The sequence below is a fragment of the Leptolyngbya sp. AN10 genome (assembly GCF_050565645.1).
In the GTDB taxonomy this organism is placed as follows: Bacteria; Cyanobacteriota; Cyanobacteriia; order Leptolyngbyales; family Leptolyngbyaceae; genus Leptolyngbya.
In genome coordinates, this window is sequence record NZ_JBNXVP010000024.1 from 1 (window position 1) to 22,035 (window position 22,035).

Annotated in this window: 17 protein-coding genes; 9 read left to right on the forward strand and 8 right to left on the reverse strand. The window is 46.0% G+C overall.

The features are described from left to right. Positions 1-174: 174 nt before the first annotated feature. The gene (locus ACQ4M5_RS27315; RefSeq protein WP_430678908.1) at positions 175-1,116 is read right to left on the reverse strand and encodes an Rpn family recombination-promoting nuclease/putative transposase; all 942 of its coding nucleotides are present in this window, start codon (positions 1,114-1,116) and stop codon (positions 175-177) included. A 385-nt stretch (positions 1,117-1,501) separates the two neighbouring features. Here ACQ4M5_RS27315 and ACQ4M5_RS27320 point away from each other — a divergent pair, with 385 nt between their 5' ends. Continuing rightward, positions 1,502-2,635, forward strand: coding sequence for a sensor histidine kinase KdpD (locus ACQ4M5_RS27320; protein WP_430678909.1), 1,134 nt, complete (start codon positions 1,502-1,504; stop codon positions 2,633-2,635). Positions 2,636-2,904: 269 nt separating this feature from the next. Continuing rightward, positions 2,905-3,423 carry a hypothetical protein gene (locus ACQ4M5_RS27325; RefSeq protein ID WP_430678910.1) on the forward strand — a complete coding sequence of 173 codons (519 nt, stop codon included), beginning with the start codon at positions 2,905-2,907 and terminating at the stop codon, positions 3,421-3,423. 17 nt (positions 3,424-3,440) lie between these two features. Here the strand turns inward: ACQ4M5_RS27325 and ACQ4M5_RS27330 are convergent, their stop codons facing one another. Together ACQ4M5_RS27330 and ACQ4M5_RS27335 are read right to left on the reverse strand one after the other, a co-directional pair. After that, entirely contained in the window at positions 3,441-4,871 is a 1,431-nt protein-coding gene (locus ACQ4M5_RS27330) for an alpha/beta fold hydrolase (RefSeq protein ID WP_430678911.1), read from the reverse strand. 221 nt (positions 4,872-5,092) lie between these two features. Next, a complete protein-coding gene (locus tag ACQ4M5_RS27335; RefSeq protein ID WP_430678912.1) occupies positions 5,093-6,079 on the reverse strand; it encodes a hypothetical protein in 987 nt (328 codons plus the stop codon). A 544-nt stretch (positions 6,080-6,623) separates the two neighbouring features. On the opposite strand from ACQ4M5_RS27335, the gene ACQ4M5_RS27340 reads away from it, so the two are divergent. Beyond that, positions 6,624-7,745, forward strand: coding sequence for a geranylgeranyl reductase family protein (locus ACQ4M5_RS27340; RefSeq protein WP_430678913.1), 1,122 nt, complete (start codon positions 6,624-6,626; stop codon positions 7,743-7,745). 503 nt (positions 7,746-8,248) lie between these two features. Here ACQ4M5_RS27340 and ACQ4M5_RS27345 read toward each other — a convergent pair. From ACQ4M5_RS27345 to ACQ4M5_RS27355, 3 genes are all read right to left on the reverse strand, one after another. Further along, positions 8,249-9,988: a mechanosensitive ion channel family protein gene (locus ACQ4M5_RS27345; RefSeq protein WP_430678914.1), complete on the reverse strand. Its 1,740-nt coding sequence runs from the start codon at positions 9,986-9,988 to the stop codon at positions 8,249-8,251. Positions 9,989-10,447: 459 nt separating this feature from the next. After that, positions 10,448-11,137 (reverse strand): response regulator, encoded by a 690-nt coding sequence (locus ACQ4M5_RS27350; protein WP_430678915.1) that lies wholly within the window; start codon positions 11,135-11,137, stop codon positions 10,448-10,450. Next, complete coding sequence (locus ACQ4M5_RS27355; protein ID WP_430678916.1) at positions 11,134-12,285, reverse strand: sensor histidine kinase; 1,152 nt, start codon at positions 12,283-12,285, stop codon at positions 11,134-11,136. Before ACQ4M5_RS27355 ends, ACQ4M5_RS27350 begins: the two co-directional genes overlap by 4 nt. Before the next feature lie 356 nt (positions 12,286-12,641). Here ACQ4M5_RS27355 and htpG point away from each other — a divergent pair, with 356 nt between their 5' ends. Then, positions 12,642-14,630: a molecular chaperone HtpG gene (htpG, locus tag ACQ4M5_RS27360; protein WP_430678917.1), complete on the forward strand. Its 1,989-nt coding sequence runs from the start codon at positions 12,642-12,644 to the stop codon at positions 14,628-14,630. 219 nt (positions 14,631-14,849) lie between these two features. Here htpG and ACQ4M5_RS27365 read toward each other — a convergent pair whose 3' ends face one another. Continuing rightward, on the reverse strand, positions 14,850-15,449 hold the full coding sequence (locus tag ACQ4M5_RS27365) for a peroxiredoxin (protein ID WP_430678918.1): 600 nt from the start codon (positions 15,447-15,449) through the stop codon (positions 14,850-14,852). 93 nt (positions 15,450-15,542) lie between these two features. Here ACQ4M5_RS27365 and ACQ4M5_RS27370 point away from each other — a divergent pair, with 93 nt between their 5' ends. The 4 genes from ACQ4M5_RS27370 to ACQ4M5_RS27385 all read left to right on the forward strand — a co-directional run bounded on the left by ACQ4M5_RS27370 (position 15,543) and on the right by ACQ4M5_RS27385 (position 19,691). Next, positions 15,543-17,042: an aldehyde dehydrogenase family protein gene (locus ACQ4M5_RS27370; protein ID WP_430678919.1), complete on the forward strand. Its 1,500-nt coding sequence runs from the start codon at positions 15,543-15,545 to the stop codon at positions 17,040-17,042. A gap of 261 nt (positions 17,043-17,303) precedes the next feature. After that, the gene (locus tag ACQ4M5_RS27375; protein ID WP_430678920.1) at positions 17,304-17,522 is read left to right on the forward strand and encodes a DUF2997 domain-containing protein; all 219 of its coding nucleotides are present in this window, start codon (positions 17,304-17,306) and stop codon (positions 17,520-17,522) included. Positions 17,523-17,526: 4 nt separating this feature from the next. Continuing rightward, the gene (locus ACQ4M5_RS27380) at positions 17,527-18,144 is read left to right on the forward strand and encodes a hypothetical protein (protein WP_430678921.1); all 618 of its coding nucleotides are present in this window, start codon (positions 17,527-17,529) and stop codon (positions 18,142-18,144) included. Next, positions 18,141-19,691 carry an Hsp70 family protein gene (locus ACQ4M5_RS27385; protein ID WP_430678922.1) on the forward strand — a complete coding sequence of 517 codons (1,551 nt, stop codon included), beginning with the start codon at positions 18,141-18,143 and terminating at the stop codon, positions 19,689-19,691. Before ACQ4M5_RS27380 ends, ACQ4M5_RS27385 begins: the two co-directional genes overlap by 4 nt. On the opposite strand, the gene ACQ4M5_RS27390 is transcribed toward ACQ4M5_RS27385, so the two are convergent. Beyond that, complete coding sequence (locus ACQ4M5_RS27390) at positions 19,684-20,628, reverse strand: hypothetical protein (RefSeq protein ID WP_430678923.1); 945 nt, start codon at positions 20,626-20,628, stop codon at positions 19,684-19,686. The two genes, ACQ4M5_RS27385 and ACQ4M5_RS27390, sit on opposite strands and share 8 nt — an antisense overlap. A gap of 110 nt (positions 20,629-20,738) precedes the next feature. Here ACQ4M5_RS27390 and ACQ4M5_RS27395 point away from each other — a divergent pair, with 110 nt between their 5' ends. After that, a complete protein-coding gene (locus tag ACQ4M5_RS27395) occupies positions 20,739-22,031 on the forward strand; it encodes an STM4015 family protein (protein ID WP_430678924.1) in 1,293 nt (430 codons plus the stop codon). Positions 22,032-22,035: the final 4 nt, after the last annotated feature.

A 22,035-nucleotide genomic window follows, 5' to 3' on the forward strand; every position in this document is an offset into this window, starting at 1 on the left:
TGGCTTTCACCGCTTCGCTCAGCATTGACGGCAACGGTTCTGGGTTTGGAGGTTGAGACATCATCGCAAGGGCTTCTCTCATTTCCTCTAGAATGACCGGGATCTTATTTATTCGCAAGCCCCTAAGGAAGATCGCGACTGGTCAACAGTGTTGTCTGGTTGTAATGATCTCCCTTATTCATTCGCTTCTAACCAATGGCTCAAATCATCGATCGAATTAAAATTGAGCAATGCGATCGCTAAGTCTGACAGTTTGTTCGGTGCGAGCGAAGAAATGCGATCGCTGATTGCTTCTGGTAGTTGCCCAATTTTTTGTTCCAACAAAAGAGAAACGAGCGATCGTTGTCCCTGTTCAACTCCTTTCTCAATGCCCTTTTCTTCCCAACTCGTGGTAACTTGCATAATCGCCTCCCTTTGCGCTACACCGATTTTATCAAGTTCCGCTTGAAAAGTCTGCTCTTCTTGGGCGTTCAAGCGTAGGTATGTGTCAACAAACTTGGATATCAATCGAGTTTTAGCAGGGTCAAGCTTTAACGTTACCAGCAATCGTAGACATTCTGCTTTCACCTTGGGACGATCTCGTTTGGCAACTTTCATCTTGCTCATCAATGCGGCTGCAACAGGATTGGGGTGATCAATATAGTCCCGCCAGTTGAGTCGATTCAGTTGGATGGCATGAAAGCGAAACTCCAATACCTTGAAGTTGGGAAATTCGATCTTGAAGGTGTTATTCTCTGCACGATAAGGTTGATCGAACGAAAAAATGACAATTGGATAAATGTCTTTGACATAGTTCTGGTGCAGTCGTGCCAGATAGTAAAACATTCTGCGATTAAGTCTGCTTTCACTATAAGATTGTGCTTCGATATGGAATAGAAAGGTCGTATCTTGCCCAAATAGCTTGACCTCTACCAGCAAATCAATGATTTTCTCATCGCCTTCTACTAGATCAGCGAAGTATTCTTGTGGTAGAAATCGAATTGATTCAGGGTCGATGTTTCTGGCTATCTCTGGCAAAAATAGTTCTAGGAATTCCAGGAAAAAGGTTGAGATTAGCTCTTTAAAGTTTTGGTCATGGTCGATGGCTTCGGTACTTTGAGAAGAGGGATTGGACATAAGTCATAGCAAACTGTATATCAAAAGTTCATGTGTACCATATCATATTTTGGTCGCTAGAGAAGAGGGATTGCACTTCATCAAGTCTTGGTGAGATTATGTGGTTAAGCGCGAGTTGTAGTAACCGCAGCATAACAACAAACACAGTGGAGCGGACGGTACAGAGTCTTTGCGCTACGTTCTAGTTCCCTCGCCGCCGCTCACTTTAGCCGATATGTAGCCGTACTTAATTTCAGTTAGGACACTTCGAGATCGCCCCCAAGCCCCCAAGTTTGGGGAAGCAAGAGTCTTAAGCCTCCAGAATTGTGGGCTTGGGGGCGACTCCGAGGATGTCCTAATCTAAACTTCTACTGCTATACCTGCCGATCGTTCTGCATTCTAAACTATGTATCACTCATCAAATCCTTTTCCTGATAGCACCTCTGTTCGATCTGCCCATCGAGGAAAGCATAAAATCTTTATTGGCATGGCACCGGGGGTAGGTAAAACATACCGAATGCTAGAAGAGGGGCATCGTCTCCGGCAAGAGGGAATTGATGTTGTGATTGGTTTACTTGAAACCCACAATCGGCAAGAAACAGCACAGCGCTCAGAAGGGTTAGAAGTGGTGCCCCGATTGAAAATTAATTGTTCTGACACTGTGCTGTCTGAAATGAATACAGATGCAATCCTTGCTCGTCAACCGCAACTGGTCTTAATTGATGAACTTGCTCATACCAATGTCCCTGGCTCCCAGCGAGAAAAGCGGTATCAGGATGTAGAAGTCGTTTTGGCAGCAGGGATTGATGTCTATTCAACCGTGAACATTCAGCACTTAGAAAGCCTCAATGATCTGGTTGCCCGAATTACAGGGATTGTGGTTCGAGAACGAATTCCCGATCGCTTACTGGAAGAAGCGGATCAGGTGGTGGTCATTGATGTTACACCAGAAACGCTAGAGGAACGCCTGAAAGACGGTAAAATCTACGCTCTTGAAAAAGTCGATCAATCCCTGCAAAATTTTTTCCAGCGGCGTAACCTCATCGCCTTGAGAGAACTGGCACTCCGAGAGATTGCAGACAACATTGAAGAAGATGCTCTCCAAGCCTCAAACGGACTCGAAGCGAATGCTCCGTTTTGCAACATTCATGAACGGGTGTTAGTCTGTGTCTCAACTTATCTCAATGCAGTTCAACTGATTCGGCGCGGCGCTCGTATTGCTGGATATATGCACGCTCCGTTTTATTGTTTGTTTGTGAATGATCCAAACCGTTTCCTCACTAAAGTAGAGAGCTTACAGATTGAAACCTGTGAAAGACTCTGCAAAGAGTTTGGCGGAGAGTTTATTCGAGTCACAGACGAAGACAAAGCAAAAGCGATCGCGCAAGTTGCCAGAACCTATCACATCACTCAAATTGTCATCGGGGAGAGTCAGCGATCGCGCTGGAGATTAATGCTGCACGGCTCACTGACTCATAAACTATTGCGATCGCTCAAAAATATTGATGTCCATATTATTGCAACGGACAAGACGAGCTAGTAGCTCCTTCAACCGATATCGGGCAGTTATAGCAGTACCTACTTTAGTTAGGACACTTCGAGATCGCCCCCCAGCCCCCAAGTTTGGGGGAGCAAGAGTCTTAAGCCCCCAGAATTGGGGGTTTGGGGGCGACTTCGAGGATGTCCTAATCTAAACTTCTACAGCTATACCTCAATTTTTTATTAAATGCTTTTGAAGATTCGATCACCAAAAGTTGCAGTTAGCACTACAATCTTTAGTAACGCGCTTCAACTCAAGGAAATATAACAGTGCCTACTATCCTCAATGATACGCTCAAAGCAGAACTCGAACAGACTCGTGCTCGATTGCTCAGTGAGCAAGAAACGATCGCTGAAACCGTGACGAAAGAAGCAGAAGCAGAAATCGATCGCGTTCTCAACTATATCAATTCTTTGCTCGGTGAGACGACTGAAAGCGAACCTGTCTCAAAACCTGCGGCTAAGTCTGAACCAAAAACGACTGAACCAAAAACGACTGCTAAAGCAAAGTCAGCAGCACCCAAGTCATCGAGCAAAACTGCGTTTGATGCTGGAAAGCTCAAAGCCAAATTCAAAGGCACGAAGCCGATGGATGCAATTTTGCAAGTGTTGGCAGATGAGAAGAGTGCTTTATCGATCGATGATTTGATCAATCAACTCTACGATGAGTTCGATCCGGCTGAAATTTCCAAAGCAAGAAGAAGTGTTGCCATCACCACCAAACACGCTGAACGGCGTGGATTGTTGAAGAAAGTGCAAGACAATCCTTCTCGCTTTGAAGCAGCTTAACTGAGATTGGAGTGGAGCTAAGCTAGGGGAAATCCGGCTGCGAGTAACCATGCGAAAAACAAGGCACTCGAAATCGCAACACTCCAACTTTCTCGAACTTGAGCACCGACGATCGATAAGACCGTAATCAATACTGGAAACAGCGGCAGCAAGATAAACATAAATCCAAGCTGCGGCAAGAATTGTAGTACCAGTACAAAGCCACCAATCAGAGTTACACTTTGAGCAATTCCCCAAAGAATTCGCTGTTTAGATTGGGCGATTTCGCTTGCTAAAAACCAGGGCAAAGATGCGATCGAGATCATTCCCCAGATTAGTAATCGCTCTGGAATCAGCACCGATTGTAGCCAAACGAATTGCGCCATTGCTCCCACTGCAATCCACAGCACTGTAAATACGCCAATTCCAAGAAGTAACTTTTTCAGATTGAATTGTGGAATTTGGCGGAGAACTGCTAACCAGAGCAAACCTGCGATCGCAAACCAGAGCGCAACTGCTCCCCCGACTTGAATTCCGCCTAATGTTTGTAAATCAGTGACGCGATTGAGCAAAACCAGTCCAGCCGTCGGAACCGTCGAAGACAGCAATAAGCCGCCCCAACGCTGCAACGGTGAAATCGATAACGGTGAAGTTGCTATCTGCAAACTCGGCGCGATTGCGCTCAGAGCAATTAGCCAGCCGATTAAATGGATCGCTTGATAAAGCATTCGTCGATCGACATACGAACTTTGCTGCTGTGATCCAAATGTTCGATCGAGCCAGTCTCGTGTCGCAGTATGACTCACCGAATTGAACAAGATCGTAATGTGCTCAACATTCGGAACGAGAACAAACTCTCGACCTCTACCGTTTGCAACATCCGAATTGCTGCCGCCTGCTTGCTGAAGAATCCGTTCTGCATTGCGAATAAAGCCCCCTTCCCAGCTACCCGCTTGAAGTTGCAGATTTCTAGGTCGCTCTGGAGTTACATTCGCACCTGTCGGAGAGATGCCCACTGTGGCAAAAAAGTCACCGGGATGAGCGATCGCAGCATTCATTACGGCTCCACTTCCCATTGAATGTCCCACCAATGCTAATCGAGTGGCATTGACTTCAGGCTGTTGTGCCAATGCGTTCCATGCCGTCTCCAAGTTGCGCCTCAGTGAATCATTCTCTAATCGACTCGGATTCGCACCATGTCCATCCCAATCCCAGAGCATGACCCCGTAACCCGATCGCGCTAATACATGACCATAAGACAGCATTAATTGTTTTGAGCCAGAGTAACCATGTGCGACCAATACACCTGGAACAGAGCGCAGTGACTTTGGAGCAAGATAGAGCAGTGGAACTCCCTCTTGGTTCAAAGAACGAACGGTTAAGCCTGAACGAGCAGAGAAGATCCCCCACCAAGAAAAGATAATGAGCAATCCCGCAAGAATGAGCAATCCGATTCGATAACGCTTCAATGGACAATCCTCAATCAACTGTTTCCCATCAAAGCAATTCTAAAGAGTATTGGAATCGGGCGATCGTTAGAAATTTAGGTGTTGCTAAATTGCAGTATGTTTTCTACGTTTGAATCGGTTGCAGCCCTCACCCTAGCCCTCTCCCTGGGGGAGAGGGAACAAGAAGTCTGGCTCCCTTCTCCTTGGGGAGAAGGGTTGGGGATGAGGGCGAATTCATGCCATCATTCAGCAACGCCGAAATTCGATCGATTCAAGCTTTCGTTCAGATGTGCCGAGTAAACAAACAGCGATCGCGGATCGACTCGATCGTGCTGCATCTGATAGTCACACGTTGCAAATTCAAGCTGAAGCATCAATCGATCGTGCCGAATCGGTGGCATTCCTTTATGGAAACACAAGGTATCTTCGACAAATCCAAATCCTGCATTGCCTCGAATCGTGACTAAATTCTCAATTCCATACGCATCGATAATTTCGGAATCTCTAAAGCGTTTTCGATTCAGTTCATGTCTTAGCTTTTTACGTCGATGCGTTCCTTGAACACAAGCATGAGCGCCTGTTAGCCCATCAACATTGGTGAGATAGAAAAAGAATTTGATAAATCGATAGTCATCTAAATCATAGTGAAACAATTGTGCCGCTTTGCGTCGAGCTTGGATTGAAGCATCTGTGACAAAGCTCCACCAAAGCTGGCTACTAATGAAAACTGGATCTGTTCCTAAATACTGAGCCGCGATCGACAAAATCAGCGGATCACGACTCAGTTGCGCGATCGCAGGACAAGTCTTGATCGTATTAAAGTAGCTGGCAGTGACAAATCTTCGCTCATACCAGTGTTCCGCTTCGAGCTTCTGAGCATAGTGAAAGCCGTACTCAGGTTTACGATCGCCATAACAGGGATACTGTTTCGCATAAGTAATGATGTCTTGAAGCGATTCAGGCGGCAGATTCAAGCCCAGATATAATCCATCATTTGCAACAGATTTCACAATAAACTCTGGAGCGACATGAGGAAAGACAGATTCACCGGAAAATTGAGGAACAGAGCGAGACTGAAAGTGACGAAAGAGCGATCGAACTGCTCCAAATCGTGCCAGTTGTCGCATGACTAGCCATCTTGGATTTCTGGTGATTCCTCGAAACCATTCGTACCCAGAATCATAAGCATCATGGTAAAGCTCTCTTAACCAATGAAATCCTAAGAACACACTCTATCTCCATCAAGCGATTTGTGAAGCTGGCTGTCTTTAATCTTCTGTTCTTTTACTGAGACACCCGGCAATTTTGTCAATACTTCACGATTGTTCCCTTAGCACGATAAAAACTCCAATGAATCCCACATCCGTTTTGTGAAAGCTTTATGATTCTGCTCAGTGTTACTCCGCAAGTATGAAGCGTTTCACGGAAAATACGGAGCGATCGAGTCATCAAACTGGTTCTCTGTTTAAAGAACTTGCGAAAATTACTTTGAATAAAAAGAATGAATTACAACCGCAAATTGAGACTTATTACAGATAGGCTTAATTGAACCGAACCCCCGTTTCATCTGACTTAGAACCCTCTCAAGGAACGCCACAATCCTCATAAATTGAAAGCATTGATACGATAAAGCTCATGCAAATGAACTACCTTGACTTCGGGGATTTGACGTACACTAGCAGTGCCTTTGTGAGAATTGCCTAAACAGTTCGGATCACAAGCGGAAAGCTTGAATGACCTAGTAGCGTGACGTAGGAGTGAACTTCTAGCTTTATGTTTGACTGTATTGTTGTCGGAGCAGGACCCGCTGGAGGAACTGCCGCCTATCATCTCGCCAAACGCGGACGCTCTGTTTTAGTGCTAGAAAAAGAAGCACTACCTCGCTATAAACCCTGTAGCGGCGGAGTCTCTCCTGCGATCGCACAATGGTTTGATTTCGATTTTGCGCCCGTCATTTCTCGAAGAGTCAATACAATTCGCTATACCTGGAAGCTCGGTGATCCGGTCGATGCGACTTTGAATACGCCAGAGCCAATGTGGATGGTGCGCCGCGATCAGTTCGATGAATTTCTGATGAATCAGGCACAGCAAGCAGGTGCAAAACTCCAAGATGCAACGGCTGTGACGGGGATCGAATTCAAGGGCGATCGTTGGCAAGTTAATACGACATCGGGAGTCTTAGAAGCGAAATATCTCATTGCTGCGGACGGTGCGAAAGGTCCGATGGCAAAATGGCTCGGATTCAAAGAGCGCAAGACTCGGATGGGAGCGGTGATGGAAGCGCCTCATGCGGTTGGAAGTACGGCACAATTCGATTTCGGTATGTTGAAGAACGGTTTTATCTGGAATTTGCCGAAAGCTGAAGGGTTTTCTGCTGGAACGGCATCGTTTAGAGGTGACGATCGTACTGATTTCAATGCAGCTTTATTAAAGTACGCCAAGGAAGCTGGATTTAATACCAGCGGTGCTCAAGTTTATACCCATCCGATCGCGTTTTGGGATGGGGATCAAACGCTGCATACTCAGAATGCGGTTCTCGCTGGGGAAAGTGCTTCGATCGTTGATCCGATGACTGCGGAAGGAATTCGCCCCTCGATGTTTAGCGGGATGAAAGCAGCGGAAGCGGTGGATCAATCTTTGAATGGAGATCGATCGGCGTTGGCTCAATACACTGAGATTATTCAGCGGGAATGGGGCAGCGATATGGTTTGGGCGCAACGGTTAGCGAATTTGTTTTATCGTGTGCCAGGGATCGGATACAAAGTTGGTGTGAAGCGTCCGACAGCGACCGATCGACTAGGGAAGATTATGTGCGGTGAACTGCGCTATGCAGATGTGGCAAATCGCGCCTTAAAACGATTAGGTGGCGGATTGATTCCAGGAATGGGGGGTTGAATGTAAGAGGGTGTTTGAAAAGTAATCGTTGATCGCATTCACCCGCCCGGAAATGAATCTCCGGGCTAATCAGGGAAGCCCACTAAACTGGGCTAAGAACTCCGAATGATTCTCCCAGCCCGCTTCAGCGGGGTTTCTTCCATTAGCCCGGAGATTCATTTCCGGGCGGACTGGCAACGCAGCAAAGCCGCTTTTTATACTTTTCAAACACCCTCTAAGGGCATCTTGTCCGATCGTGGGGTAGATTTTCCCGTTCTGAACAGGATGCCAATTTTAGAGCATGTTTGAAAAGTATAGAAAGTCACTTCACTCCGATGTCCTCTCGCCCCGGAATGGAATTCGGGGCTAACAGAACGAAGTCCACTCAAGGGGACTGGGAGCCGATTTCAGAGTCTTGAGTCCCTCTAGTGGACTTCGCACCGTTAGCGCCGACTTCTAGTCCGGCGCGGGTGAATGCGTCCGAACTGCTACTTCTCAAACACCCTCTTACAAAGTGTGCTATTTCAACGTGATTGATTAGAACGATTCGGAGACGATCGAGGTTTAGCTGCTTGAGCTTCACGGTGATCAAACACCTCATCATCGATCGTGCCTCGTACCGAAAATGCCTGCTGCGGAATCGCAATCTGAATTCCCTCAGCATCTAAAGCCATTTTTAATCGTCTACGAAATTCTCGTCCAACGTGCCACTGTTGCAACGGTTGAGTTTTAATCCAAATTCGTAAAGTTACCCCTTCGTAACTCAGATTTTCTACTCCTAAAACGTCCGGTGGCTCTAGAATTCGGCTTTCCCAGTCTGGGTCGTGACTCATCTCAGCCCCAACCTTTTCAATTAGCTCAATGGTTCGATCGACATTGGCATCGTAAGAAATCGCGATCGCTAAATCCACTCGCGACCAATCTTTCGATAAGTTTTCTACGATCGAGATCGAACTATTCGGAATCGTAATTAATCGCCCTTCTGCATTCCGAATCTGTGTAATTCTCAAGGTTATAGATTCGACTAAGCCGCTCAGTGTACCGACTTGAATCACGTCACCTACTGCGTATTGATCCTCAAATAGAATTAGAAATCCATTAATCACATCTTTGATCAAGTTTTGTGATGCTAGAGAGATTCCTAAACCGATAATTCCAGCACCCGCTAATAACGGTAAAATTTCAATTCCAATCAGCGACAGGATAGTAACTAACGCAACGCTAATCCAGCCTAGTGTGACTAATCCTTTGATCACTCGCGAGAACGTTGAAAATCGCAGTGCAACTCGCTGAGAAACATCCGTAGACGACTGAGAAATATCTAATGCACCAAAGATTCGATCGATTAATAAATCACTCAATCGGCTCAGAAGATAAGTCGCGACAATGACTCCCAAAACCTTCAGCGGCGTAGAAAGTACAAACGGTTGCAGCGATCGCGTTTGAGGAAAGAGTCCAAGAATTATAAATCCGCCTGTTGCCCAGATCAATAATTGAACAAGCTGAAGCGATCGACGCTGAACATCTTTCATGGTTCGTTGCTGTCGATTCGCTAACTGTTGCTTCACAATCAATTGAGTGCGAGAACTAGCGGTTTCTGGCGAATTCGGTGGCAATTCAGAGAAATTTGGCTCTTTAGTGTGCGATCGTCGATCTCGCTTTCTCAAATACAATTGCAGGCGTGATACCGTCCAACTGAGTGCAAAGGTTCCCGCTAGAATCGCGATCGCTTTCCCGGTTTGGGTGACAAAAGTATCCGGTTGTCGTTCCCGTCGAGCAGTCGTCAATGCTTCCTGAATCACGCGAGTTAGTTCTTCTGCATACGTCGCGGGTTCTTGTCCTTGCAGTTGAGCATCTAAGGTCGTCACCGTCATCAAATACTGATTATTCACCCGAATCACCGGGAGATTGCTGCTAGAGTCGATCGCGCTCGTAACTTCCAAAGCCGTTGAACTCGATTGATTCGCGAATCGTTGCAAACTGCTTTCAATGCCTTGAACTCGAACTGCGATCGCGTTATTTTGATTTGAGTCGCCATCGGATGGAACCGCAACCCGAAAGAGTTCTCGTCCATCTAAGCGAACGGGAGCCGTTCTGACATCGGTATTGCTTAGTTGTGGAATTTCGATTCTAGGAGTTGGCACAATTGGATTCTGCGCTGGATTCTGTGCCAAAACCGATGGAGTCAGAATCAATAAAGCGCTCAATACAATAGCGAAAATAAACCGACGCGATGCCTTTGGCACAGGGAAACCTGCTCGCACACCACACCTCCGATAAGCTCATCCGTCGAGGATTCTAGCTGAGGGATCTGGTCGATCGTCTCCCCTCGTGGAGAGATGCCTCATCACTGTGAAGATACGATCGTGCCTGGATTATTGCAAGCCTAAGAGGGTATTTGAAAAGTATAAAAAGCGGCTTTGCTACGTTGCGAGTTCGCCCGGAAATGAATCTCCGGGCTAATAGAGGAAACTCCGCTAAAGCGGACTGAGAGAGCGGTACAGAGTTCTTAGCCCAGTTTAGTGGGCTTCCCACGATTAGCCCGGAGATTCATTTCCGGGCGGGTGAATGCGATGAACGATTAATTTTCAAACACTCTCTAAGGAGATTTATCGAAAACAAATTACCCGCTGTCTTCGGCTTCGCTCAGTCAGCTAGAGATCGCGCCCTGAGCGAAGCCGAAGGGCAGTCTTTCAAGCGGTAAGCTCTTTCGTAGAAATCTCCTAACAACTCACCAAGCCCATTTTTAACGCTCGAATGATTGCCTGAGTCCGACTCGTCACACCCAACTTATGAAAAATTGCTGTTAAATGCGCTTTCACAGTCGCGACTGAAATATACAACCGAGTCGCAATCTCTTCATTTGATGCGCCTTGAACTAACCAATGTAAGACCTCTTGTTCTCGATCGGTTAAATGCAATTTCGCTTTCGCATCCAACGCTTGCCCATTGTAGAACCGGAACATTTGAAAGAACCGAGTCGCCAAATCAGGAGAAAGATAGACCTGATCATTCAATACCGTAGTCGTAGCATTAAACAATTCGGTTGCGAGTTCAGTCTTGACGACATAGCCATTCGCGCCCGCTCTCATTGCTCGAAACACCCATTCTTCTTCTTGATGTCCAGAGACCACGAGAATCTTCGATCGATGTTCTAATTTCGCCAATTCATTCAGCGTTCCAATTCCATCACCATTGGTCAATTCCATATCTAGCAGGATCAACATTGGGTGTTGTTGTTGTGCGAGTTGAACCGCTTGATCCGAAGATGCGGCTTCTCCAATCACCGTAAAGCGTCGATCTTGAGTTGTACTGTAGAACTGAAGCAGCGTTTGGAGTCCCTGACGAAATTTGGCATCGTCATCGACTAATAGAACTGAAATTTGACCTTGAGCGGGAGCCGTGGAAATCATGTTGCACTCGTAAAAGAAGGGACTTCGATCGACGGAACGATCGATAATTTGGGCTGTTGGCGAGGAAGGGTGAATGAAAACTGTGCGCCGCCTGTGGGACGGTTTGCGACCCAGATTTGACCGTGATGCGCCTGAATGATTTTTTGTGCGATCGATAATCCCAGACCTGTTCCTTCGGGGCGACGCGAATAAAACGGAGTAAACACTTGCTCCAAATCGGCTTCTGATAATCCTGTACCTTGGTCGGAGATTCTGATTAAAACTTCTTGTGGTGAAATTTCCCAAGAACACTCGATCGTGCCCGATTCAGGACTGTAATAAATTGCGTTTGTCAGCAAATTATCGAAGACTTGCTTTAGTTGCCAGCCATCCACATCGATCGGCAGAGGAGAGCGAGAATAATTCACTTGAATTTGCTTTTCTGTTAACCAAGGTTCAAGCTGTTTGATGCTCTGAGACAGGATTTCAGTCAGATCATGCTGTTCGATTCGGAGTGGTTTTTGCTTAAGTGAAATATGGCGATGAATATCTTGAATTGAGGATTGAATCGATTCTAAATACGATCGAGATTGCTCCTCCGAAACGGTCGATAATAGCATCTGAGTATAAATTTGAATTAATGCGATCGGGCTTTTAACTTGATGTTCGATGTGTTGATTTCTTTGTTCAATTTGTTGTTGCGCTTGGCGTTGAATAGATAAATCTCGAACGGTTGAAAGATGATGACTCAACAGATTTGCAACATTTTCGATAAAGCGCTTTTGATGAGCGGTTAATACTTTGGTTGTACCCAAGAGTAAATATTCAGGCTTAGTCTGGCTCAATGGACAAGCGTAAAATCGCCGCCGCGATCCAGTAAACACCTTTTTCAAGCGTCCGATCGAATTTTTGATCCACCAAGATTCCGAAGCGAGAAAGGTTTGCGCTTCGGAATCTAACAGCGACCAAAACTCTCGACCGTACACTACCGATTGACGCTTGGATTGTTCTGGAGATTGATAAACCAGTCGAATTCCTGCACCCGGCAAGATCGATAGAATTTGCTCAATTTGCAGCCGACAGAACGATTGCAGGGGAGAATCAGGCTCGACGGCATCAGGAACAATTGAAGCTGGACGAAGAGCAACAGAGGAAACAACGGCTTGCATAACACCACAAGAGTCCGAGAAATCAGGGAAGCACAAGACCGACCACGCCAGATTAGAAGTTCTAAACTGATGCGTCGTAACTTAAGCACATGATTAAAAAACCATACTTTTGGATAATCGAGTCACCGAAAAATCCTCAAAATTCCCCAATTTTCGTAGAATAACTCAGTAATTTTTCGGAGGGAAGCAATATTAATAACACCTATTTTGTAAAGACTCAATTTCGGTAGGGAGTGGGGAGTAGGGAAACCCGCACTCACTGGAGAGCGAACCTCCCTGAATAAAATAGAGACGCAAGGCGCGATCGTCGCGCACAATGAAGAGCATTCCACCTTCTAAGAATCAAGACGAGGCTTATGACAACGATTCTAGAGCAGGGAAATATTTCGATTCATACCGAGAATATTTTCCCAATTATCAAAAAGTGGCTGTATTCGGATCACGAGATTTTCTTACGCGAATTGGTATCGAACGCGATCGATGCGATTCAAAAGCTCAATATGGTCTCCCGCTCTGGGGAATTTTCGGGCGAGGTGGGTGAATTAGAAGTCGTGATTACGATCGACAAACCGAACAAAACGCTGTCGATTTCAGACACCGGAATTGGGATGACTGCCGATGAGGTGAAGAAGTATATTAACCAAGTCGCCTTTTCCAGTGCAGAAGAATTTGTCGAGAAGTACAAAGCAAGTGGCGATCAGCAAATCATTGGTCACTTTGGATTAGGCTTTTATTCGTCGTTCATGGTGGCGAAACAGGTTGAGATTGATACCCTGTCGTACAAAGAAGGTTCACAAGCGGTTCATTGGTCTTGTGATGGTTCAACCGAGTTCAGCCTTTCAGACTCACCAAGAACAACGCGAGGTACAACGGTTAAGTTAACGCTACAGGATGAAGAACACGAATACCTGGAGCCATATCGAATTCGTCAGTTAGTCAAAACTTACTGCGACTTTCTCCCGTTCCCGATCAAGTTAGAAGTTCTGGCTGCCGAAGGTCAGGAAATGACCGCACCGGAACAAATTAACCGCCAGAAAGCACCTTGGAAGGAGTCGCCGAGCAATCTGACGAAAGAAGACTATCTAGAGTTCTATCGCTATCTCTACCCGTTCCAGGAAGATCCGCTGCTTTGGGTGCATCTGAACACCGATTATCCGTTTGTAGTGAATGGAATTCTCTATTTTCCGAAGCTCAAACCGGATGTCGATGTCACCAAAGGACAGATTAAACTGTTCTGCAATCAAGTCTTTGTTAGCGATAACTGTGAAGAAGTTGTTCCACGGTTTTTACTGCCGCTGCAAGGCGTGATTGATAGTGTCGATATTCCGCTGAATGTCTCTCGAAGCTTTTTGCAGAACGATCGGACAGTTCGTCGAATTGCAGACTACATTGCCAAGAAAGTCGGCGATCGATTAAAAGAACTCTACCGCGACGATCGAGAAGCTTATATCCGCAGTTGGCAAGACTTAGGAACTTTCGTCAAGTTCGGATCGCTCAATGATGACAAGTTCAAAAAGCAAGTCGAAGATATTCTGATCTATCGCACCACGCTCAAAGAACAGCCAAAAGTCGAAGTGCAAACTCAAGAAAGTGATGCGTGGCAGGACACCGAACAGAGCAATTCTGTAGACGGTAAAACCTTCACCACATTGAAAGAGTATCTAGAGCGGAACAAAGAGCGTCACGAAAATCGAGTGTTCTACTGTACCGATGAAGTAACTCAAGCAACGTATGTTCAGTTGCATACCAGTCAGGGCTTAGAAGTTCTGTTCATGGATTCCTTTATCGATAGCCACTTCGTCAGTTTCTTAGAGCGGGAATATTCTCACATTAAATTCTCCCGCGTTGACTCTGAACTTGATGACACGCTGATCGATAAAGACAAATCTGAAATTGTTGATCCGAACACCAATCAAACCCGTGGTGAACAAATCAAGTCATTGTTCCAAAGTGCATTAGGAAAGCCAAAACTGACGATTCGCACTGAAGCATTGAAAGGAGATTCTGCGGCTCCTCCTGCGATGGTCTTGTTACCAGAACAGTTGCGTCGAATGCAGGAAATGAGTGCATTACTGCAACAACAATCGATCGAGTTTCCTGAGGAGCATATTCTGTTAGTCAACACCTCGCATCCGATGATTCAGAATTTGATGAATCTAAGTCAAGGAGCGATCGTCACCAGCGATGCAAATTCTCCATCGGCTGAACTAGCCAATATGATTTGTCATCATGTGTATGACTTAGCATTGATGGCGCAGAAAGGCTTTAATGCAGATGGAATGAAGGCGTTTGTTGAGCGATCGAATCAGGTGCTGACGAAACTGACGGAACGCGCATTGAACTAGAGCAGTAGAAATTTAGATTTGGACAGCCTCGGACTTGCCCCCAAACCCCCAATTCTGGGGGCTTAAGACTCTTGCTCCCCCAAACTTGGGGGCTGGGGGGCTTGCTCGAAGTGTCCTAACCAAAGTAGGTACTGCACTATTACCCAAACACTATCACCTAAACGAAAACCCTCCTAGCTCAATCAATCAAGCTAGGAGGGTTTTTCAATTCAAAATCAACTAAACCGCAGCAAAGTACTCTTTCGACTTCACCGGATCAGGACTCATCGTTTGATCACCCGGCTTCCAACCAGCGGGGCAAACTTCATCCGGGTGAGATTGAACATACTGGATCGCTTGCAGAGTCCGCAGCGTTTCATCCACGCTCCGACCAAACGACAAGTTATTGATCGTCGAATGTTGAATCACACCATCTTTGTCGATGATGAACAAACCACGCAAAGCAATTCCTTGCTCAGGGTCAAGCACATTGTAAGCAGTGCTGATTTCTTTCTTGATGTCAGAAACCAAAGGATAGGTCAGGTCGCCTACACCACCAGACTTACGATCGGTTTGAATCCAAGCCAAGTGAGAGAACGCACTGTCAACTGATACTCCAAGGATTTCAGTTCCGATCGCTTTAAATTCTTCGTAGCGATCGCTAAATGCGGTGATTTCGGTCGGACAAACAAAGGTAAAATCGAGCGGGTAGAAGAACAGGACAACGTATTTGCCGCGATAGTCAGACAGTTTGATGTCTTTGAATTCTTGATCGATCACAGCCGTTGCTGCAAAATCTGGTGCGCTCTGACCGACGCGCAAGCATCCTTCTTGGGTCATGGGATTTTTTCTCCTTGCAAGAGTAGCAGTGTTCGTCTGTATGATTACGAAACAGTTACAACTATATCATAGTCATTACGATTTTGACCTACGATGATCCCCGAAGTTGAAAATGCTATTTTTCGTCTAGATTCTCGCGCCTCCGATTGGCTGAAAGTCGGGGCTACACAGCGAATTGAGTATTTGAAGCGCTGCATGGAGGGCACGATCGAGGTCGCGGAGGATTGGGCGATCGAGTCGTGTAAGGCGAAAGAATTCAATGCACCGGGCGAAGAATGGCTAACCGGATCGGTCACAACGCTGATGATGTTAAGAGCGATCATCAGAACTTTAGAAGGACGAACCGCGAAAATTGAGAATGGAATTGCGCGAGTGTTTCCGGATAATTTGCTCGATCGATTACTCTGGCTCGGATTTCGGGGAGAAGTTTGGATCGATGCGGCTCAGAGTGTAAACTGCGATCGTCCTGGAATTGCTTTGGTGTTGGGAGCAGGAAATGTTGGCTCGACTGCTCCACTCGATGCACTTTATAAGTTATTTGCAGAAAATCAAGTCGTTTTGCTCAAGATGAATCCTGTGAATGAATATGTGGGGAAATTTTTAGAGCAAGCATTTGAACCGCTGATTACGGATGGATTTTTGCAAATTGTTTATGGTGGGGCGGATGTTGGGAGCTATCTTTGTCAGCATCCGAGAATTGATTCGATTCATGTGACGGGATCGCATCATACTTACTACGCGATCGCGAATTCCAAGCCAATTACGTCAGAGCTAGGCTGTGTCACTCCGGTGCTAATTGTTCCTGGAAATTGGTCAGAATCTGATCTGAAATTTCAAGCACGTCATGTTGCCAGCATGGTGGTACATAATGCGAGTTTTAACTGTGTGGCGGCGAAAGTGATTGTCACGGCAAAAGGCTGGAAATTGCGCGATCGCTTTCTCACACTCTTGCGTCAAGAATTCGCGAGAATTCCGAATCGCAAAGCGTACTATCCAGGCGCACAGCAACGATATCAGGAATTTCTCGATCGCTATCCTCAAGCCGAAATTTTCGGAACTCGCACTGATGAGATTGTTCCGTGGACATTTATTCCAGATGTTGAAGATCACTATGCGCTTCAGAATGAGGCATTTTGTGGGGTGCTGGCTGAAGTTAGTTTAGAAGCTACGACTGCTAAAGAATTTCTCGATCGAGCCGTTCCTTTTTGCAATGAGAAAATTTGGGGGAATCTTTCCTGTGTGATTCTGACGAAGACTCCGGTAGACGAGGCGATTAAAAAATTGAACTATGGCGCGATCGGAGTCAATGTTTGGACAGGTGTAATTTATGCGTTACCAGATTTGGCTTGGGGTGCATATCCTGGAAACGATCATCGCGATATTCAGTCAGGTCAAGGGTTTGTGCATAACGCTTATTTTCTCGATCGACCTAAAAAGTCAGTTCTCTATGCACCGTTCCGAATTCGTCCCACTCCATTTTGGTTTGCCGATCATCGAAATCTGGAGCAATTTGCTCGACGTGCCGCAGAACTGCAAATTTCACCCACGTGGAGCAAATTTGCACAAGTGATTTTTGCAGCGATTCAAGGCTGAGAGGTGTTTAATTGACTGTTAGTATACGGAGGTACGCTTTGTTTGTATAGCCCCGAATTCCATTCGGCGGGCGCTTCGGATTCATGCAAGAAAAACATGAATGCGATTGCCTTCACATTGTGTATACACAATAGAGTTTGGGGACTGGGGGGCGATCTCGAAGTGTCCTAACTAAAGTAGGTACTGCTATAGTACATTTTTTCTGGAAAAAACTCGATTTCGTGGTGCATAATGCGTAACGTTAGCTTCACGGTTTAGATTATGGCGAACTATCAGCAAATTGAGTATCGCATCGGCAAAGATGGCAAAGTCACAGAAACGGTGCTGAATGGTGCGGGTGAGAGTTGTACCTTAGCCACCGAAGATTTAGAACGATCGCTAGGCTCGATCGAGTCCCGCGATCTGTTACCCGAATATCACGATAATGCAGATAATTCTCTAAACGTTGAACAATCCCAAACCATTCAACAGCAGGAGTAATCCAATGGATTTGGGCGTTGTTGGATTGTCGCTGAGTTTGATTGGACTGAGTGGATTTTATTGGCGATCGACCAAAGCCGCTCAAGCCACAGAAGCGATATTGCGATCGAACATTGATAAACTAAACCAAACACAATCCGAGCTTGAACAAAAACTAGAAACTACAACTTCAGATTGGCAAACGAGTCAGCGAGAAAAAGCAGCTTTGGAAGTTCAGATCGAGGAATTTAAGCAACAGTGTGCAAGATTGCGATCGCAGTTAGAAACTCAGTCCACACAAACTCAGCAAGACTCCGAAATCAAAGCTTTCGAGCAGATTCAATCTTTGTTAACACAGTATCCGAGTGTTCGACGGATGGCGGAAACTAAACCAGATTTGCCTGCTCGAAATCTAATTGGAATGGTTACTGCTCTCGATAACTTAATTAAGTTTTGGGGTTATCAATCGATCGGGAAACCTTGGGAGCAAGTCGAATTCGATCCACAATTACATCAGGGGGATGTAGGCGATTTAGAGCCTGGGGAATCCGTATATGTGCGATTTGTTGGATATCGGAGTGACGATCGTATTTTAGTGCCTGCCAAAGTTAGTCGAACTTTACCTGCTGGAGCGACCCCATGACCGCAGTAGCGATCGATTTTGGAACCAGTAACACGGTCATTAGTATTTTGGAGCCTGACACACAAGCTCCGGTCACGCTGAGAGTTCCGAATCTTTCTCGATTGTTTAATGAAATTGCAGTGATACCCAGCTTAGTATTTGTGCAGGGAAAGGGCGAATTTGTGGTTGGGGAACCTGTGCGATCGCAGCGTCTCGGATTGATGCAGCCACAGCGATTTTTCCGGACATTTAAGCGAGATTTAGCGGCAGACTTCCAGCCACCCGCGAGAACATTGGACGGGCAGATTTATGATGCGGAAGGAGTTGCTGTTCACTTTCTTAACCAAATTTGGAAAGCAATCAAAGCCTCGCAGATTGAGCCTTCATTGTTAATTTTTACAGTTCCAGTTGGAGCATTTGAAAGATATCTAGATTGGTTCCAAGATGTTGCTCTCAAGTTCGGCTTTCCTGATGTCAAATTTGTGGATGAATCGACTGCGGCAGCATTAGGATATGCAGTTCAGCGACCGGGTTCGACTGTTCTCGTTGCTGATTTTGGAGGCGGGACATTAGATTTAAGCTTAGTTCGCACTTCAGGCATGGCAACAGGTCAGGAGGTTTTACGGGCTGAAGTATTATCAAAAGCGGATGCTTATGTGGGTGGAGAAGACCTCGATCGATGGATGGTCGAGAACTATCTTCAACAGATGAACACGACGCGAGAAGCAATTGGCGAAATCGGTTGGCAGAATTTATTGTCGATCGCTGAACAGCTAAAAATTCGGCTTTCAACTGAGGATGAAGCAAAAGAAAGCTGGTTCGATGAAGAGAATTTTATCTATCACGATTTGGTGTTAACGCGATCGCAGTTCGAGGATTTGCTAGAAGAGCGGCAATTATTAGAGCAAGTTCGCCAAGCGATCGATGAAACATTGCAGTTGGGTGTGCGAAAAGGAGTGCAAAAGTCCGACATTGAGCAGGTTCTATTAGTTGGTGGAAGTTGCCAAATTCGTGCAATCCAACAACTGTTTGTTTCCTACTTTGGACGGCAGAGAGTACAGATTCATAAACCGTTTGAAGCTGTTGCACATGGAGCATTAGCACTCACACAAATTGCAGGATTAGAAGACTATTTGCGGCATGGATACGCGATTCGACTGTGGGAGCCATATTCTCGATCGTATAGTTACTATCCGTTGTTTGAACCTGGCACAAACTACCCTTGCAAACGCGAGGAACCCCTGATGTTACAAGCTGCTTCAGAAGGACAAACCGAGATTCGATTGGACATTGGAGAAGTAGCACAAGTGACCGAATCAGAAGTAGTCTACGATGCTCAAGGGCGAATGAGTAGTACACCATTGAGACAGCAGGAAACTTATCGATCGTTAGAACGCGATCGCAACCCAGTCTGTGTGGCGCGTCTCGATCCACCTGGACAACTGGGAATCGATCGAATTTCAGTCGAATTGCAAGTGACAGAGCATCGAATTTTAACTGCAACCGTTCGGGATTTGTTGACTCAAACTGTGTTGGTTCAAGAAAGTGCGATCGCAAAACTCAGTTAAGAAACTGTTGAAGTAATTCATCTCTCGATCGCTGGACAATGAGTGGCATTGATTCTTCTGGAGGAAGCGCCATCAAAGCAGGGACGATGGATTGAAGTTCAGCATCGATCGAGCCAAACCGAGATTCCAGGAGACTTACAATCATCGCCTGTCGCTCTTCCTGCCGTCCTTCCTGCCGTCCTTCCTGCCGTCCCTCCTGCCGTCCCTCCTGCCGTCCTCGCTCTAAGCCTTCTTCAATGCCCTGACGACGAGTTTGCTGTTCCCATTCCAAATAAGCTTGCGACAAAGCCATAAGAATTCGCCTCTCTTCATCATTCGCCTGTTCTAATAAATCTATATTAATCCGCCAAGACACAAGTAGATTCAGTACATTCATACGTAGCGAACTATCTTCTGGAAGCAGCAATAATTCGGCGATCGCGTCTTCCTGAGTTCGTCCGCGACCGAGTAGACGCAACCAAAGCGTTTCAGGTGTATTTGGCAGTTCATCAATTACCACGATCGTGGCTCGAAGACGGGGTGCAAGAGAGTAGAATCCTTCTCCCAATGTTTCATCAAATTGCCCGTTGAATTCTTCGATTAGCACATTCGAGACGGAAGCACAGAGCATCCAAAGTCGCGGTAAATTCTCAGTTTTAATCGATTCCTCTTGGCGGCGATACTCCGCATACACTAAAAATAACTTCAGCATACAGTTGTGCATATCTTCATCGCTGAGAGAACTACGAAAGGGTTCTAGCAATGCAGGTTTATCGAGCATCAAGGAGAGATAGCCAAGTTCATTAAGGGGCAGTGAAACATTTGGATTCGGTTCAAAATAGATGTCGATCGCTCTTTCTTCTCCTAAAACGGCGCGATTCGGGGTGACTGTACCAAAAGGGGACAGTAAGGTTTCAAATAGACGTTTGTTGAATTGATCAAAAGGTTTCGTAGTCATAGGGTTGAAGATGGTACGATCGCACAAAGCGCATCTACGGATAATTCACTGGGCAAACTAAGCAAAGTTCGTTTTTCTAGCACAATTACACCACAGAAGACGCAATTATTATGCCGGAAGCAAATTCTAACCCTCAGCCTACAGATGCGATTTTAGGTGGACAGACTCCAGCACCGTATCAAGGCGCAATCTTAGGAGGAATTGAAGGGATTCAACAAAAATTAAACCATGAGGATCTCTCCGTTCGCTTAGAAGCAGTGGATCAAGCTTGGAGCTATGGAACCGCAGGACTTGGATGTTTGCATCAGGCGTTGAGCGATCGATCTAAGTTAGTGCGTCGTCGATCGCGCTGGTTATTGCGGCAACCTCAAGATTTACCACTGATTAATCTGCCCTTGTGGAATCTCACAGAGCGCTTTGACTGTCTAGGGAACAATCATGGTGGACTGTTTAGAGGTCATGTCGAACAGTTTGCAGGGCGGCAAGTTTGGGAGTTTGACCGAGAGCAAGCTTTACCGAGTCCGCAACAGTTCGCGTATGCGTTTCGATGTGATTACGATGATGAAGATGATAGTGTTGCGGATCAGATTGATGTGTTGTTGGGAATGCCTGGAGCCGAACTCACTGAAGCATTGGTAATTGGTGCTTGGGTTGGGGGTGAAAGTGTTTCTACAGGAGATTCTACGGCTCAGACTATCGTAGAAAGTTTGGTGGCATTGCGAGATCGCTTTCCGAATCTCAAAGCCTTGTTCCTTGGCGATATTGAATCCGAAGAGTGCGAGATTTCTTGGATTATTCAAAGTGATATGAGTCCAGTTTTGCAGGCATTTCCACAGTTAGAAGTGCTGCAAGTTCGGGGTGGAGAAGGCTTAAGGATTGATCCGACTTTGGGACTTTCGAGACATGAGAATTTGAAAGCCTTGATTTTGGAAACGGGCGGATTAAGTCGATCGACGGTTGAGCAAATCTATGAATGGGAGTTTCCCGCGTTAGAGCATTTAGAACTTTGGTTTGGCAGCCCGTCTTATGGTGGCGATTGTTGGGATCGAGATTTGCTGCCCTTGTTGGAAGATCTGAAGTTTCCGAATTTGACTTATCTGGGATTGCGGAATAGTGGATTTGCAGATGAGATTGCCGCGATGATTGTTCGATCGCCGTTATTAGCAGGGTTGCAAGTGTTAGATCTTTCGCTGGGAACCTTGACCGATGCAGGAGCGCAGCATTTACTCGATTGTGCCGCGATTCGAGATTTGGAAACGTTGAATGTTTCAGCGAGTTATTTATCTGGGGCAATGATTGATCAGCTTCGGGCGTTGGGCATTCAAGTATTGGCACATGAGCAACGCGAGGAGGATGACTATGAAGAGCCGTCTTATCGTCGTTATTGTGTGGTTTCTGAATAGTAGA